16 protein-coding genes are annotated in these 13,711 nt (G+C 70.6%); 6 read left to right on the forward strand and 10 right to left on the reverse strand.

All coding sequences use genetic code 11. The features are described 5' to 3' along the window. Positions 1-64: 64 nt before the first annotated feature. Entirely contained in the window at positions 65-1,039 is a 975-nt protein-coding gene (locus tag ACIRDU_RS23290; protein ID WP_403582281.1) for a tetratricopeptide repeat protein, read from the reverse strand. A 236-nt stretch (positions 1,040-1,275) separates the two neighbouring features. Between ACIRDU_RS23290 and ACIRDU_RS23295 the strand changes: the two genes are divergently transcribed. After that, a complete protein-coding gene (locus tag ACIRDU_RS23295; RefSeq protein WP_403582282.1) occupies positions 1,276-1,887 on the forward strand; it encodes a TetR/AcrR family transcriptional regulator in 612 nt (203 codons plus the stop codon). Position 1,888: 1 nt separating this feature from the next. Here ACIRDU_RS23295 and ACIRDU_RS23300 read toward each other — a convergent pair whose 3' ends face one another. The 5 genes from ACIRDU_RS23300 to ACIRDU_RS23320 all read right to left on the reverse strand — a co-directional run bounded on the left by ACIRDU_RS23300 (position 1,889) and on the right by ACIRDU_RS23320 (position 5,328). Next, positions 1,889-3,589 carry a methylmalonyl-CoA mutase gene (locus ACIRDU_RS23300; RefSeq protein WP_403582283.1) on the reverse strand — a complete coding sequence of 567 codons (1,701 nt, stop codon included), beginning with the start codon at positions 3,587-3,589 and terminating at the stop codon, positions 1,889-1,891. 115 nt (positions 3,590-3,704) lie between these two features. After that, on the reverse strand, positions 3,705-4,043 hold the full coding sequence (locus tag ACIRDU_RS23305; protein WP_403582285.1) for a DUF3817 domain-containing protein: 339 nt from the start codon (positions 4,041-4,043) through the stop codon (positions 3,705-3,707). Positions 4,044-4,086: 43 nt separating this feature from the next. Next, entirely contained in the window at positions 4,087-4,596 is a 510-nt protein-coding gene (locus ACIRDU_RS23310; RefSeq protein WP_403582287.1) for a MarR family winged helix-turn-helix transcriptional regulator, read from the reverse strand. 97 nt (positions 4,597-4,693) lie between these two features. Then, entirely contained in the window at positions 4,694-4,987 is a 294-nt protein-coding gene (locus tag ACIRDU_RS23315) for an MTH1187 family thiamine-binding protein (protein ID WP_030854324.1), read from the reverse strand. Continuing rightward, entirely contained in the window at positions 4,984-5,328 is a 345-nt protein-coding gene (locus ACIRDU_RS23320) for a DUF3817 domain-containing protein (RefSeq protein WP_403582289.1), read from the reverse strand. The genes ACIRDU_RS23315 and ACIRDU_RS23320 overlap by 4 nt, the downstream gene beginning before the upstream one ends. A gap of 167 nt (positions 5,329-5,495) precedes the next feature. Here ACIRDU_RS23320 and ACIRDU_RS23325 point away from each other — a divergent pair, with 167 nt between their 5' ends. The 4 genes from ACIRDU_RS23325 to ACIRDU_RS23340 all read left to right on the forward strand — a co-directional run bounded on the left by ACIRDU_RS23325 (position 5,496) and on the right by ACIRDU_RS23340 (position 8,168). Further along, positions 5,496-6,128 (forward strand): AIM24 family protein, encoded by a 633-nt coding sequence (locus ACIRDU_RS23325; protein ID WP_031105041.1) that lies wholly within the window; start codon positions 5,496-5,498, stop codon positions 6,126-6,128. Then, positions 6,128-6,778, forward strand: a complete 651-nt coding sequence (locus ACIRDU_RS23330) for an AIM24 family protein (protein WP_403582291.1) — start codon at positions 6,128-6,130, stop codon at positions 6,776-6,778. Before ACIRDU_RS23325 ends, ACIRDU_RS23330 begins: the two co-directional genes overlap by 1 nt. Next, entirely contained in the window at positions 6,775-7,575 is an 801-nt protein-coding gene (locus ACIRDU_RS23335) for an AIM24 family protein (RefSeq protein ID WP_403582293.1), read from the forward strand. The genes ACIRDU_RS23330 and ACIRDU_RS23335 overlap by 4 nt, the downstream gene beginning before the upstream one ends. A 116-nt stretch (positions 7,576-7,691) precedes the next feature. Then, complete coding sequence (locus tag ACIRDU_RS23340) at positions 7,692-8,168, forward strand: MarR family winged helix-turn-helix transcriptional regulator (protein WP_403582295.1); 477 nt, start codon at positions 7,692-7,694, stop codon at positions 8,166-8,168. A gap of 6 nt (positions 8,169-8,174) precedes the next feature. On the opposite strand, the gene ACIRDU_RS23345 is transcribed toward ACIRDU_RS23340, so the two are convergent. After that, positions 8,175-9,584 carry a sensor histidine kinase gene (locus tag ACIRDU_RS23345; protein WP_403582297.1) on the reverse strand — a complete coding sequence of 470 codons (1,410 nt, stop codon included), beginning with the start codon at positions 9,582-9,584 and terminating at the stop codon, positions 8,175-8,177. Then, complete coding sequence (locus ACIRDU_RS23350; protein ID WP_403582299.1) at positions 9,581-10,249, reverse strand: response regulator transcription factor; 669 nt, start codon at positions 10,247-10,249, stop codon at positions 9,581-9,583. Before ACIRDU_RS23350 ends, ACIRDU_RS23345 begins: the two co-directional genes overlap by 4 nt. A gap of 116 nt (positions 10,250-10,365) precedes the next feature. On the opposite strand from ACIRDU_RS23350, the gene ACIRDU_RS23355 reads away from it, so the two are divergent. Continuing rightward, complete coding sequence (locus ACIRDU_RS23355; RefSeq protein WP_403582301.1) at positions 10,366-11,028, forward strand: PepSY domain-containing protein; 663 nt, start codon at positions 10,366-10,368, stop codon at positions 11,026-11,028. Between the two features lie 411 nt (positions 11,029-11,439). On the opposite strand, the gene meaB is transcribed toward ACIRDU_RS23355, so the two are convergent. After that, on the reverse strand, positions 11,440-12,396 hold the full coding sequence (meaB, locus tag ACIRDU_RS23360) for a methylmalonyl Co-A mutase-associated GTPase MeaB (protein ID WP_403582303.1): 957 nt from the start codon (positions 12,394-12,396) through the stop codon (positions 11,440-11,442). A 34-nt stretch (positions 12,397-12,430) separates the two neighbouring features. Beyond that, positions 12,431-13,630: an acetyl-CoA C-acetyltransferase gene (locus ACIRDU_RS23365; RefSeq protein ID WP_403582305.1), complete on the reverse strand. Its 1,200-nt coding sequence runs from the start codon at positions 13,628-13,630 to the stop codon at positions 12,431-12,433. Positions 13,631-13,711: the final 81 nt, after the last annotated feature.

Genomic DNA, 13,711 nt, shown 5'->3' on the forward strand with positions numbered 1-13,711 from the left:
GCAGTGAGCCTCTCACGGCAAACTTTTCACGCGGGCACCACATGCCCGCGTGTTTAACGACTGGTCAGAACAGGGCGCGCGCCAGGGCCCTGCGCGCCGCGATCACGCGGGGATCGTCGGGCCCGACGACCTCGAACAGCTCCAGCAGCCGCATCCGTACGGTGTCCCGGTCGTCACCCACCGTGCGCTGCACGGTCTCGATCAGCCGGCCGAACGCGTCCTCCACATGGCCGCCCACCAGATCCAGGTCGGCGGCGGCGATCTGCGCCTGCACATCGGCCGGCTTGTCGGCCGCGTCCCGGCGCACCTGCTGCGGGTCGACGCCCTGCACCCGCTGGAGCAACTCGGCCTGGGCGAGACCCAGTTTGGCCTCCTCGTTGCCCGGGTCCTCGTTCAGTACGTTCTTGTACGCCTGGACGGCACCGGCCAGGTCACCCGAGTCCAGCGCCTGCACGGCGGCCTCGAGGAGCCCGTCGTGCGGACCGGCCGGACGCTCGGGAGCCGCCGCGGCGCCGCCCGGCTCGGCCTCGGGGTCGACGGTGAGACCGGTCAGACCGAAGCGCTGCTCGCCGACCTGCACCAGCTGGTCCAGCGTCTGCCGGATCTGCGCCTCGCCCGCCGCTCCCTGGAAAAGCGGCAGCGCCTGCCCCGCGACGACCGCGAACACCGCGGGGATTCCCTGGATGCCGAACTGCTGCATCAGCATCTGGTTGGCGTCGACGTCGACCTTGGCGAGCAGGAAGCGGCCGTTGTACTCGACGGCCAGCCGCTCCAGCACCGGGCTGAGCTGCTTGCAGGGCTCACACCACTCGGCCCAGAAGTCGATGACGACGGGCACCTCGGCGGAACGCTGCAGGACGCCCCTCTCGAACCCCGCCTCATCGACGTCGATGACGAGATCGGCCGGGGAGATCGCCCCCGCCCCGCCCTCCCGGGCTGCTTGCGCGCGCGCCTGCTCCGCCTTCGCCTTGGCCTCCTGGGCCGCCTTCACCGCGGCGAGGTCGACGACTCCGCTCATGGACATGTTCCGTGGCTGCATGCGTCTATCCTCCCCCGTACTGCGCGCGCGTGTGAAAAACGGTGTGAAAGCCAGGCCGGTCCGGTGCCTTTCGGCGCCGGGTCCCCACCCCACGCCGGTGTGCCGAAGCCCGTGTACGTCCCTCACGAGCTTTCGCTACGAGTCGTAGCGTAATGCCACGCCGCACGCCGGGGACACCACCCCCCGGTGATCTCCCTCACGGCCCCCCACGGGAACCGCCGGTTTATGGTCAGAAGATGCAGAGCCGCAGCCCAGCCAGCCGCACCGGGCGTCCGCGCAGCACCACGGCGGACGCCGCGATCCTGGCCGCGACCCGCGAGGCTCTCGTGGAACTGGGCTGGTCCAAGCTCACCCTGGGAGACGTCGCGACGCGCGCCGGGGTTGCGAAAACCACGCTCTACCGCCGCTGGGCGGGCAAGAACGAACTGGTCGTCGACGCGGTCGCGGAACTCTTCGACGCGCTGGAGCTGCCCGACCGCGGCTCCCTGGCCGCCGACATCGAGGGCGTGGTCCTCCAGTTCGCCGCGATCCTGGCCCTTCCGGAGGCGAGGAGCGGCCTGATGGCGGTGGTGGCGGAAGCCACCCGCGACGAGGCACTGCGGGAACGCATCCGGGCCTCGGTCGTCGACCGTCAGAAGCGCCTGGTCCTGGAGGGCCGCGCGCGGGCGCAGGCCCGGGGCGAACTCCCCCCCGAACCGGACACCGCCTCGGCGGCCCGCACGGTGGACCTGATCTTCGACATGGTGGCGGGGGCGGTGGTGCACCGCACCCTGGTGAGCGCGGAACCGGCGGACGAGGAATGGGTCCGCAGCTTCACCAGGGTCCTGCTGCACGGGCTGAACAGCTAGCTCAGAACCCGGCGGGTTCGGTGTACACCCCCCACTCGTCCCGCAGCACCCCGCAGATCTCCCCGAGCGTGGCCTCCGCCCGCACCGCGTCCAGCATCGGCTCGATCATGTTGGCGCCGCCGCGGGCTGCGGCCAGCATGGCGTCCAGTGCGCTACGCACCGCGGCGTCGTCACGGGCCGTCCTGCGCCCGCCCAGCGCCCGGACCTGCTCGCGCTCCACCTCGTGGCTGACCCGCAGGATCTCCAGGTCCCCGGTGACCGACCCGTCGTGACAGTTCACGCCGACGACCCGCTTGTCGCCCTTCTCCAGCGCCCGCTGGTACTGGAACGCCGACTCGGCGATCTCCCCGGTGAACCAGCCGTCCTCGATCCCGCGCAGGATGCCGGAGGTGATCGGGCCGATGGGGTGCTTCCCGTCGGGGTGGGCCCGCAGTCCGCGCTCCTTGATCTGCTCGAAGATCTTCTCCGCGTCCGCCTCGATGCGGTCGGTCAGCTGCTCGACGTACCAGGAACCGCCCAGCGGGTCGGCCACGTTGGCGACGCCGGTCTCCTCCATCAGCACCTGCTGCGTGCGCAGCGCGATCTCCGCCGCCTGCTCGCTCGGCAGGGCGAGGGTCTCGTCGAGCGCGTTGGTGTGCAGCGAGTTCGTCCCGCCGAGCACGGCCGCCAGGGCCTCCACGGCCGTCCGTACGACGTTGTTGTACGGCTGCTGCGCGGTGAGGGAGACCCCCGCGGTCTGCGTGTGGAAGCGCAGCCACTGCGCCTTCTCGGACTTCGCGCCGTAGACGTCACGCATCCAGCGGGCCCAGATCCGCCGCGCGGCGCGGAACTTGGCGATCTCCTCGAAGAAGTCGACGTGGGCGTCGAAGAAGAAGGACAGACCGGGGGCGAAGACGTCCACGTCCAGCCCGCGCGACAGGCCCAGCTCCACGTACCCGAAGCCGTCCGCCAGCGTGTACGCCAGCTCCTGCGCGGCCGTCGACCCGGCCTCGCGGATGTGGTAGCCGGAGACGGACAGCGGCTTGTAGGCGGGGATGCCGGCCGCGCAGTACTCCATCAGGTCGCCGATGAGCCGCAGATGCGGCTCGGGCTGGAAGAGCCACTCCTTCTGGGCGATGTACTCCTTGAAGATGTCCGTCTGGAGCGTGCCGTTCAGGACGGACGGGTCGACGCCCTGCCGCTCGGCGGCGACCAGGTACATGCAGAAGACGGGGACGGCCGGGCCGCTGATGGTCATCGACGTCGTGACGTCGCCCAGCGGGATGTCCTTGAACAGGACCTCCATGTCGGCCGCCGAGTCGATGGCGACCCCGCAGTGGCCGACCTCGCCCAGCGAGCGCGGGTCGTCGGAGTCACGGCCCATGAGGGTCGGCATGTCGAAGGCGACCGAGAGCCCGCCTCCGCCGTTGCGGAGGATCATCTTGTAGCGCTCGTTGGTCTGCTCGGCGTTGCCGAACCCGGCGAACTGCCGGATGGTCCACGTCCGCCCCCGGTAGCCGGTCGCGTACAGGCCACGGGTGAAGGGGTACTCACCCGGCCAGCCGATCCGCTCGAACCCGTCGTAGTTGTCACCGGGCCGCGGCCCGTAGACCGGCTCCACGGGGTCGCCGGAGAGCGTGGTGAAGTCGGCCTCGCGCTTGCGCGCGGCGTCGTACCGGGCCTGCCAGCGGCGGCGGCCCTCCTCGATGGCGTCAGCGTCCATACCTTCGAATTTACTTGGACGTCCTAGTAAATGTCGATGGCTGACGGGAGTGACCTGGCGAACGGGTGAGAACGACCGCCGCACGCGCGCGTGCGGCGGTGGCGCCTGCGTGCGGTTACGCCTTGGCGGGCGCGGGCGCGTCCTCGGCGATCCGGGCCTCCAGCTCGTGGCTGATCCTGCGCTCCACGAAGAACGCGGCCGTCGGGATGGTTCCGGCGAGCAGCACCCACAGCTGCTTGCCCACCGGCCACTTCGCCTTGGAGCCCAGGTCGAAGGCGAAGATCAGGTACACGACGTACAGCCAGCCGTGCGCGATGCTGACGACGCGCGTGAAGTCGGCCGCGCCGTTCAGGTCGAGCACATACTTGCCGATCATGCCGAAGGTCAGCAGAACCAGCAGCACGCCGGTGACGTAGGCCATCACGCGGTAGCGAGTCAGCACGCTCTTTTTCATGCGGTCGAGCGTAACGACCCGTTCCGGGAGATCTTGCCCCGGGTCACTCCTCTTCGAAGTCGCCCGCCGCCACGCGCAGCGGCCGCAGCATCGCGAAGATCTCCGCGCACTCCTCGGCGTCGTACACCCCGAGCCCGAAGTCCATGGCCATCAGGTCGCGGGTGGCCGACTCGACCACCTCGCGGCCCTTGTCGGTGATGCTGGCGAGGGTGCCGCGGCCGTCGTTCGGGTTGGGCCGCTTGGCGACCAGACCCGACTTCACCAGCCGGTCCACGGTGTTCGTCACCGAGGTGGGGTGCACCATGAGCCGCTCGCCGATCTTGGACATCGGCAGCTCGCCGGACTTGGAGAAGGTGAGCAGCACCAGCGCCTCGTAGCGCGCGAACGTCAGCCCGTACGGCCTGACCACCGCGTCGACCTCGGCGAGGAGGATCTGCTGGGCGCGCATGATCGAGGTGATCGCGGCCATGGACGGCACGTTTCCCCAGCGCTGCTTCCAGCGTTCGTCGGCGCGCGCGATCGGATCGAAGGAGAGACTGAGCGGCTTCGGCACGAACCCGACCTTACCGGCCGGTCACATGGTGGTCAGCCCCGTCTCGCCCTTCGGGCGGGCCGTCGCGGGGCCACCGCATCCCCGCCGTTCTCGGCACCTACTCGGCGAGGTGCCGCTCCACCGTCTCCACCTTGGACGTGAGGCCGTCCGTCACGCCGGGGCGGATGTCCGCCTTGAGAACGAGGGAGACCCGGGGCGCACGCCGCTCGACGGCGGCGACCGCGCGCCGGACGACGTCCATGACCTCGTCCCACTCTCCTTCGACGGACGTGAACATCGCATCGGTACGGTTCGGCAACCCCGACTCGCGCACCACCCGCACGGCGTCGGCGACGTACTCCCCCACGTCCTCGCCGACCCCGAGCGGCGTCACGGAAAAGGCGACGATCACGCGCCCACCACGCCTTCCTTGCGGGCGCGGGACGCGATGACCGCGTCCTCCGCCTCACGCCTCAGCATGCGCTCGGCGAAGAACCCGCCCGCGGGCAGCACCGAGAGGACGAAGTACAGCGCGGCGGTCTTCAGCGGCCACTTCGCACGGTTCCACGCGTCGGCCCAGAAGATCACGTACAGGACGAACAGCACCCCGTGCACCATGCCCATCACCGGCACGGCGTTGAAGTCCGTGGTCCGCTTCAGCACCGAGCAGACCAGCAGGAGGAGGAAGGAGATCGCCTCGGGCGCCGAGACCAGGCGGAGGCGGCGGATGGCGGTGGCGGTCTTGAGGTCCACGGGTCACCTTCGGTGGGAGAGAACGGTTTGTGAACGCACGCACAAGCGTCTCGCCCATTGTGGCAAACCACTGGGACGCCAGGCCCCTAGGGGTGCGGTCAGGGTCGTTCTCCCCCCACGGGCCCTGTCCGCGGGGCCCGGCCTGCGGATACCTTCCAGTCGTGGCGATGTTCCGACTTCAGAGCAGCAAGGTGCTCGCCGTCGACATGACCGGGGATGCCGTGAAGGCGAAGAACGGCTCGATGGTCGCGTACGACGGGGAGATGGCCTTCAAGAAGCTCAGCGGCGGCGGCGAGGGCATCCGGGGGATGGTGACCCGGCGGCTGACCGGTGAGCAGATGACGTTGATGGAGGTGAAGGGGCGCGGGACCTGCTGGTTCGCGGACCGCGCCTCCGAGATCAACCTGGTCAGCATCCAGGGCGACAAGCTCTACGTCGAGTCGAGCAACCTGCTCGCGACCGACGGCGGGCTGCGCACGGGCACGGAGTTCACCGGCCTGCGGGGCGCCTCGCAGGGCAACGGGCTGTTCACGACGACCGTCGAGGGCCACGGCCAGGCGGCGATCATGTCGGACGGCCCGGCGGTGGTGCTGCGGGTGAGCGCGCAGTACCCGCTGACCGTCGACCCGGGGGCGTACGTGGCGCACCAGGGCAACCTGCGGCAGTCCTTCCAGTCCGGGGTGACGTTCCGCACGCTGCTCGGGGAGGGCGGCGGCGAGGCCTTCCAGATGCGGTTCGAGGGGGACGGGCTGGTGTACGTGCAGCCGAGCGAGCGGAACACGATCGCGGGAGACGTGTGATGGCCTTCCGGGAGATCAACGCGAAGATGATCGAGGCCACGGTCGCGCCGGGTCAGCGGCTGTTCAGCCAGCGCGGCGCCATGCTCGCATACCGGGGCGAGGTGTCCTTCACACCCAACACGGCGGGCGGCCAGGGCGGGATCATGTCGATGATCGGCCGCCGCGTCGCCGACGAGGACACGCCCCTGATGACCGTCGAGGGCAACGGCACCGTCCTCTTCGGGCACGGCGGGCACCACATCCAGGTGATCCGGCTCACCGGCGACACGCTGTACGTCGAGGCGGACCGCCTCCTGGCCTTCGAGGGCTCGCTCCAGCAGGGCACGATGTTCCTGGGCTCCCAGGGCGGCGTCATGGGCATGGTGCGCGGCCAGGTCAGCGGCCAGGGGCTCTTCACGACCACACTGAAGGGGCACGGGGCGGTCGCGGTCATGGCGCACGGCGGTGTCATCGAGATCCCGATCACCCCCCAGCGGCCGGTCCATGTGGACCCGCAGGCCTACGTCGCCCACCACGGCGAGGTCCGCAACAAGCTGTCCACGGCCCTGGGCTGGCGGGACATGGTGGGCCGCGGCTCGGGCGAGGCGTTCCAGCTGGAGCTCAGCGGCAGCGGTGCGGTGTACGTCCAGGCGTCGGAGGAGAAGCTGTGAGCACCTACGGAACCCCGGGCGCCGGCCCCGTGGTCTTCGACCCGGCGACGCTGCCGCCCGACGACAACGTCAACGCGTACACCTTCTGCGTGGAGCTCAAGGGGAGCCAGTGGTTCCTCCAGAAGGGGAAGATGATCGCCTACTACGGCTCGATCGACTTCAACGGCGTCGGACACGGCCGGCTGGACCGTCTCGTGCGCACGTCCTTCCATTCGCCACTGCACGCGAGCGACTGGGTCGTGGCGGAGGGCTCGGGCAAGATGCTCCTCGCCGACCGGGCCTTCGACGTGAATTCATACGACCTCGAGGACGGCAACCTGACCATTCGCTCGGGCAACCTCCTCGCTTTTCAGCCAACTCTGGCACTGAAGCAATCAATCGTGCCGGGTTTTCTGACCCTCATCGGAACCGGAAAGTTCGTGGCCGCGTCCAGCGGCCCGGTGGTGTTCATGGAACCCCCGATCCGGGTCGACCCCCAGGCCCTGGTCGGCTGGGCCGATTGCCCCTCCCCGTGCCACCACTACGACCACGGGTACATGACCGGCGTCATGGGCGGTCTACGTGCACTGACGGGCCTCGGCGGAGCTTCCGGCGAGGAGCACCAGTTCGAGTTCGTCGGCGCCGGGACGGTGCTGCTCCAGTCGTCCGAGACACTGATGGCCGAGCAGTCCACGGGGGCCGTTCCGCACCAGGCCGGCGTACCCGGAGGCGGGGCGCACAGCCCCCAGGCAGGGCAGTCCGGCGTACCGCGCCTTCCCGGACAGCTGGGGGACCTCCAGCGTCGCTTCGGGCTGTGAGCGGTAGTCTGCGGAGTGTGACATCGAACGCCTGCACATGCTTGTTCGGCAGGTGTCCTCCGTCACACGAAAACCCTCACTAGTTCGCCTTTCAACCTTTTAGGTAGACTTCATTCATGGAGACCGAGACGGCCACCCGCTGGCTGACCGATGCGGAGCAGTGCGCCTGGCGCACCCACCTGGAGGTCAACAGGCTGTTGACGTACCAGCTCGAGAAGGACCTGCAGCCGTTCGGCCTGACAATGAACGACTACGAGATCCTGGTGAATCTCTCCGAGTCCGAGGGCCAGAGGATGCGGATGAGCGACCTCGCCTCCGCCACCCTCCAGTCCAAGAGCCGCCTCTCGCACCAGATCACGCGGATGGAGAACGCGCATCTGGTCCGGCGGGAGAACTGCGAGTCGGACCGCCGGGGGCTCTACGCGGTCCTGACCGACCACGGCATGGCGACGATGCAGAAGGTGGCGCCCCACCACGTGGCGTCCGTGCGCAGGCACTTCATCGACCTGCTGTCCCCCGAGGCCCTGACCGAGCTCGACAAGGCCCTCAAGCCCATCGCGGAGCACCTGCGCGGCCAGCGGGGACGCCCGTAACCGCGGCTAGGCGAGCGGCAGGCGGAGTTCGAACAGGGCTCCGCCTGCCGGCCCCCGTCCGGCGGTGAGCGTGCCGCCGTGCCGGACGGCGACGTCCCGGGCGATGGCGAGGCCCAGCCCGGCCCCGCCGTCGTCGCGGCTGCGGGCGGCGTCCAGACGGACGAACCGTTCGAAGATCCGCTCCCGGTCGTCCTCGGGCACCCCGTCGCCGTCGTCCGCCACCCCGACCACGGCCCGGTCACCCTCGCGCCGCACGCTCACCGTGACGGCCGACCGGGCATGCCGCTGGGCGTTGTCGAGCAGATTGGCGAGCACCCGTCCCAGCTGCCCGCGCGATCCGGCCACCTCCACCGGCTCCGCGTCCACGGTGACACCCGTCCGTCCCTCGGCCGCGTCCCGGGCGAGCCCGGCGAGGTCGACCTTCGCGTCATGGGGCCGCTCCCCCGCGTCCAGCCGGGCGAGCAGCAGCAGGTCGGCCGCCAGCCGCTGGAGCCTGACGGTGTCCTCCACGGCCCCGTCGAGATCCAGCAGCTCGGGGTGCGCGGCGGCCACCTCCAGCTGCGTCCGCAGCGAGGCGATCGGGCTGCGCAGCTCGTGGGAGGCGTCGGCGACGAAGCGCCGCTGCCGCTCCACGGACGTCTCCAGCGCCGCGAGCGTCTCGTTGGTGGTGCTGGCGAGCCGGGCGATCTCGTCGTGCGTGTCCGGTTGTGGGACGCGCCGCGCGAGGTCCTCGGAGTGGGTGATCGCCGCCATCTCGCGCCGGATCCCCTCCACGGGCCGCAGGGCCCGCCGGGTGACCAGCCAGGTCACACCCGCGACGACACCGAGCAGCAGTGGGAACCCGATCAGCATCACCGTCAGCGCGGTCCGCACGGCGCCGTGCTCGGCGGCCAGCGGGGAACCGGCGTAGACCTTGAGGTGCCCCCGGTCCTGGGTCTCGACCTCGACGGCGGCGAACCGGTAGTCCTCCGCCTCGCCGTCGATCGTCGCGGACCCGTTGCTGAAGACGCTCTCCCCGGAGATCTCGCCGGGTTCGAGGGCCTCGCCCGGGTCCTCGGCGTCGTCATCGTCGTCCCCGGAAGGCGTCGCCGCCGGCTGCGGCTTCACCTGGTCGGTGTCCGTCCCGCTGATCCGCTCCAGGTCCTCACTGGCCGCGACCAGCCGCCGGTGCTCGTCCAGGATCTGCACCGGCCCGTCGTCGCCGTCCAGTCCGGACAGCTTGTCGTACGGCGTGCCGGCCGCGAGCTCGGAGGCGACCGCCCGCGCGGAGCGCTCCGCCTGCGTACCGGCCTCGCCGATCAGGTTCGAGCGCAGGGACAGCAGGACGGCGGTCCCGGCCGCGACCAGCGCCACCGCGACCACGAGTGTCGCTCCCAGCGTGGCCCGCGCCCGGACGGACCCGAACAGCCGCCTCACGGTGACGTCTCCAGCCGGTACCCGGCCCCGCGCACGGTCCGGATCAGCCCCGCCCGCAGCTTCCGCCGCAGCGTACTGACGTACACCTCGACGATGTTCGGATCACCCTCGTACGCGAAGTCCCAGACGTGCTCCAGGATCTCCGACTTGGACACCACCTCGCCGGCCCGCAGCACGAGCTGCTCCAGCACGGAGAACTCCTTGGCGGTGAGGGCGATCTCGTCCTCACCCAGAAACACCCGCCGGGCCGCGGTGTCCACCTTCAGATCCCCGTGCACATGCACCGGCGAGGCCCCCGCGCCCTGCCCGCGCCGCCGCAGCAGCGCCTTGATCCGGGCCACGAGCACGACGTACGAGAACGGCTTGGTCAGATAGTCGTCCGCACCCGTGTCGAGCCCCTCGGCCTCGTCGTACTCGCCGTCCTTGGCGGTCAGCATCAGGATCGGCACGTCGTGCCCGGCGGCGCGCAGGGCGGCGCAGACCCGGTAGCCGTTGAGGCCGGGCAGCATGATGTCGAGGACGACGAGGTCGTACGTCCCCTCCGAGGCCTGGTGGAGCCCCTCCCGTCCGTCGTGGACCACGTCCACGGCGTACCCCTCGGCCGTCAGGCCCCTGGCGAGCGACAGGGCCAGCCGCTTCTCGTCCTCCACGATCAACAGGCGCATGCGTAAAGAGTGGCAAAAGCAACCTGAAGATCCCTTCAGGGGCCTTCAGGTTCCTCTCAGCCTGGATCAGCCAGAGTCGAAGACGTCGAAAACGAAACGACTCGGGAGGAATCCGCATGAAGCGCAACATCGTCATCGCCGCTGTGACCGCCGCCGCTCTGATCGGAGGCGGTACGGCCACGGCTCTCGCGACCACCGGTGACGACGGGGGCTCGGCGCGGCAGGCGGCCGACACCCAGCTGTCGAACGACGACGTCCGGGACGACCAGGACGGCGCCGACGGGCAGGACGACGGCGACGACGCCCAGGCGGCTTCATCGAAGGTCACCGCGCCCGAGGCCATCGCCTCCGCGCTGAAGCACACGTCGGGTACGGCCGTCTCCGCCGAGCTGGACGACGAGGACGACAGCGACAAGGTGGTCTGGAAGGTCGACGTCCTGTCGGGCGACGACACCTGGCACAGCGTGAGCGTCGACCCGGCCAACGGCAAGGTCCTCGGTGCGCACACGGACGACGAGGACGACACGGCGCAGGTGCGGGCGGCGCTGAAGGGCTCGTCGGTGACGGCCGAGGACGCCGCGAAGGCTGCCGCCGCCAAGGGCGTGGTGACGTCCGTCGGCCTCGACGAGGACGGCAAGAACACGTCCTGGGAGGCCGAGACGCGCAAGTCCGGCGGCGCCGAGCAGGACTGGAAGGTCGACCTCACGTCGGGCAAGGTCACGGCGGACCGCGCCGACGCGCAGGACGACGACGCGGACGACGCCGACGACCAGGACTGACCAGCAGCCGCCCCTCTTCACGGCCCCGGCGTCCACACGGACGCCGGGGCGTCGCCGCGCAGCGGGTTGGCTGGGGCCGGTGGGTCCGCAACTCGGCGGAACTGGGTGCCGCTGCGTCGGTGCCGAGGCCGGGTGGGTCCGCAGCCCGGCGTGGCGGGGTGCCGCTGCGCCCACCCGTGCCGCCCTTAGCGGCACGCATGCCCGCAGCTAAGCGGACCGGCACCCGCCGTCGTACGCAAGGGGACGTGTCGGGGGGTGTCCGCCCGCAGCGGTTGGCGCGTCAACGCCAGTCAGTCGGTGTGGAGGCCCATCGCGCCGTTCCGAGGACGGACACCCCCCGGCGCGGCCCCGACCCACCACCCGGCGGAAGGCGAAGACGCGCACCCCCGGCGTAGGACGAAGCCCGCCCGCTCAGCCCTCCGTCAACCCCGCCACCAGCTCGTCAGCCGCCCGGTAGGGATCAAGTTCGCCCGCGATGATCCGCTCCGCCAGAGCCCCGAGGCGCCGGTCCCCGTGCAGGTCTCCGATCCGCTCCCGCAGTGCCGTCACGGCGATCGTCTCGACCTCGCGCGAAGCCCGGGCCGCCCGCCGCTCCGCGAGCACTCCCCGCTCCTCCATCCAGGCCCGGTGCTTCTCCAGCGCCTCGACGACCTCGTCGACGCCCTCACCCCGGGCGGCGACCGTCTTCACGATCGGCGGACGCCAGTCGCCCGGCCCCCGGGACTCCCCCAGCCCCAGCATGTGGTTCAGCTCGCGAGCCGTCGCGTCCGCCCCGTCCCGGTCGGCCTTGTTCACGACGTACACGTCACCGATCTCCAGGATCCCGGCCTTGGCCGCCTGGATCCCGTCGCCCATCCCCGGCGCCAGCAGCACGACGGACGTGTCCGCCTGCGAGGCGATCTCCACCTCCGACTGCCCGACCCCCACCGTCTCGACCAGGATCACGTCACAGCCGGCGGCGTCCAGGACCCGGATCGCCTGCGGGGCCGCCCAGGCCAGCCCGCCCAGATGCCCGCGCGTCGCCATCGACCTGATGTACACGCCCGGGTCGGACGCGTGCTCCGACATCCGCACCCGGTCCCCGAGCAGCGCACCGCCCGAGAACGGGGACGACGGGTCGACGGCGAGCACGCCGACCCGCTTCCCCTGCTTGCGGTACGCGGAGACCAGCGCCGAGGTCGACGTGGACTTGCCGACCCCGGGCGACCCGGTCAGCCCCACCACGTACGCCCCACCCGTCAGCGGCGCGAGCGCCGCCATGACCTCCCGCAACTGCGGGGACGCCCCCTCCACCAGGGAGATCAGCCGGGCCACGGCCCGCGGCCGGCCTTCCCTGGCCTGGGCCACCAGGGTGGAGACGTCCTGCATCACAGCTCCGTTCAGATAAGGGACGTACCGAAACTCAGGCCTTGGGCACGCGCACGATCAGCGCGTCACCCTGCCCACCGCCACCGCACAGCGCGGCCGCGCCCACGCCACCGCCGCGCCGCTTCAGCTCCAGCGCGAGATGCAGCACGAGCCGCGCACCGGACATCCCGATCGGGTGACCCAGGGCAATGGCGCCGCCGTTGACATTCACCTTTTCGGTGGACACCCCGAGGTCCTTCATGGACTGCACGGCCACGGCCGCGAAGGCCTCGTTGATCTCGATGAGGTCGAGGTCCGAGACCTCCAGGCCCTCCTTCTTCAGCGCGTGCAGGATCGCGTTGGACGGCTGCGACTGGAGCGAGTTGTCCGGCCCGGCCACGTTGCCGTGCGCCCCGATCTCGGCGATCCACTCCAGGCCGAGCTCCTGCGCCTTGGCCTTGCTCATCACCACGACGGCGGCGGCACCGTCGGAGATCTGCGAGGCGGAACCGGCCGTGATCGTGCCGTCCTTGGAGAACGCGGGACGCAGCTTCCCGAGCGACTCCACGGTCGTGTCGCCGCGAATGCCCTCGTCCTTGCTGAACAGCACCGGGTCGCCCTTGCGCTGCGGGATCTCGACGGGCGTGATCTCGGCCTCGAACAGGCCGTTCTTCTGCGCGGCGGCGGCCCGCTGGTGCGACAGCGCGGCGATCTCGTCCTGCTCGGGCCGCGCGATGCCGAGGCGGGTGTTGTGCTTCTCGGTGGACTCGCCCATGGCGACGCCGTCGAAGGAGTCGGTCAGACCGTCGTGGGCCATGGCGTCGAGCATCTGGACGGCGCCGTACTTGAAGCCCTCGCGGGACTTCGGCAGCAGGTGCGGGGCGTTGGTCATGGACTCCTGACCGCCGGCGACGACCACGTCGAACTCACCCGCACGGATGAGCTGGTCGGCGAGCGCGATGGCGTCGAGGCCCGACAGACACACCTTGTTGATGGTCAGCGCCGGGACGTTCATCGGGATGCCGGCCTTGACCGCGGCCTGGCGGGCCGGGATCTGCCCCGCCCCGGCCTGGAGCACCTGCCCCATGATCACGTACTGCACCTGGTCGCCGCCGATCCCCGCACGGTCGAGGGCGGCCTTGATCGCGAAGCCGCCGAGGTCGGCTCCGGAGAAGGACTTCAGGGAGCCGAGCAGCCGTCCCATGGGCGTACGCGCGCCCGAGACGATCACCGAGCTGGTCGTTGCAGATGACATGAGCTGCGATCCCCTTACCGGCTGCACAGCCGAGGAGTGAACGAGGGTTTACTTCGAATGTACTGAGTGGCACTCCGTGCC

The organism is Streptomyces sp. NPDC093598, assembly GCF_044764825.1.
Lineage (GTDB): Bacteria > Actinomycetota > Actinomycetes > Streptomycetales > Streptomycetaceae > Streptomyces.

What these genes read in the sequence shown, in the direction of transcription:
- ACIRDU_RS23290 (WP_403582281.1), bottom strand. Translation starts at nt 1,039, where the DNA reads ATGCAGCCACGGAACATGTCCATGAGCGGAGTCGTCGACCTCGCCGCG.
- ACIRDU_RS23295 (WP_403582282.1), top strand. Translation starts at nt 1,276, where the DNA reads ATGCAGAGCCGCAGCCCAGCCAGCCGCACCGGGCGTCCGCGCAGCACC.
- ACIRDU_RS23300 (WP_403582283.1), bottom strand. Translation starts at nt 3,589, where the DNA reads ATGGACGCTGACGCCATCGAGGAGGGCCGCCGCCGCTGGCAGGCCCGG.
- ACIRDU_RS23305 (WP_403582285.1), bottom strand. Translation starts at nt 4,043, where the DNA reads ATGAAAAAGAGCGTGCTGACTCGCTACCGCGTGATGGCCTACGTCACC.
- ACIRDU_RS23325 (WP_031105041.1), top strand. Translation starts at nt 5,496, where the DNA reads ATGTTCCGACTTCAGAGCAGCAAGGTGCTCGCCGTCGACATGACCGGG.
- ACIRDU_RS23330 (WP_403582291.1), top strand. Translation starts at nt 6,128, where the DNA reads ATGGCCTTCCGGGAGATCAACGCGAAGATGATCGAGGCCACGGTCGCG.
- ACIRDU_RS23340 (WP_403582295.1), top strand. Translation starts at nt 7,692, where the DNA reads ATGGAGACCGAGACGGCCACCCGCTGGCTGACCGATGCGGAGCAGTGC.
- ACIRDU_RS23350 (WP_403582299.1), bottom strand. Translation starts at nt 10,249, where the DNA reads ATGCGCCTGTTGATCGTGGAGGACGAGAAGCGGCTGGCCCTGTCGCTC.
- ACIRDU_RS23355 (WP_403582301.1), top strand. Translation starts at nt 10,366, where the DNA reads ATGAAGCGCAACATCGTCATCGCCGCTGTGACCGCCGCCGCTCTGATC.
- meaB (WP_403582303.1), bottom strand. Translation starts at nt 12,396, where the DNA reads ATGCAGGACGTCTCCACCCTGGTGGCCCAGGCCAGGGAAGGCCGGCCG.
- ACIRDU_RS23365 (WP_403582305.1), bottom strand. Translation starts at nt 13,630, where the DNA reads ATGTCATCTGCAACGACCAGCTCGGTGATCGTCTCGGGCGCGCGTACG.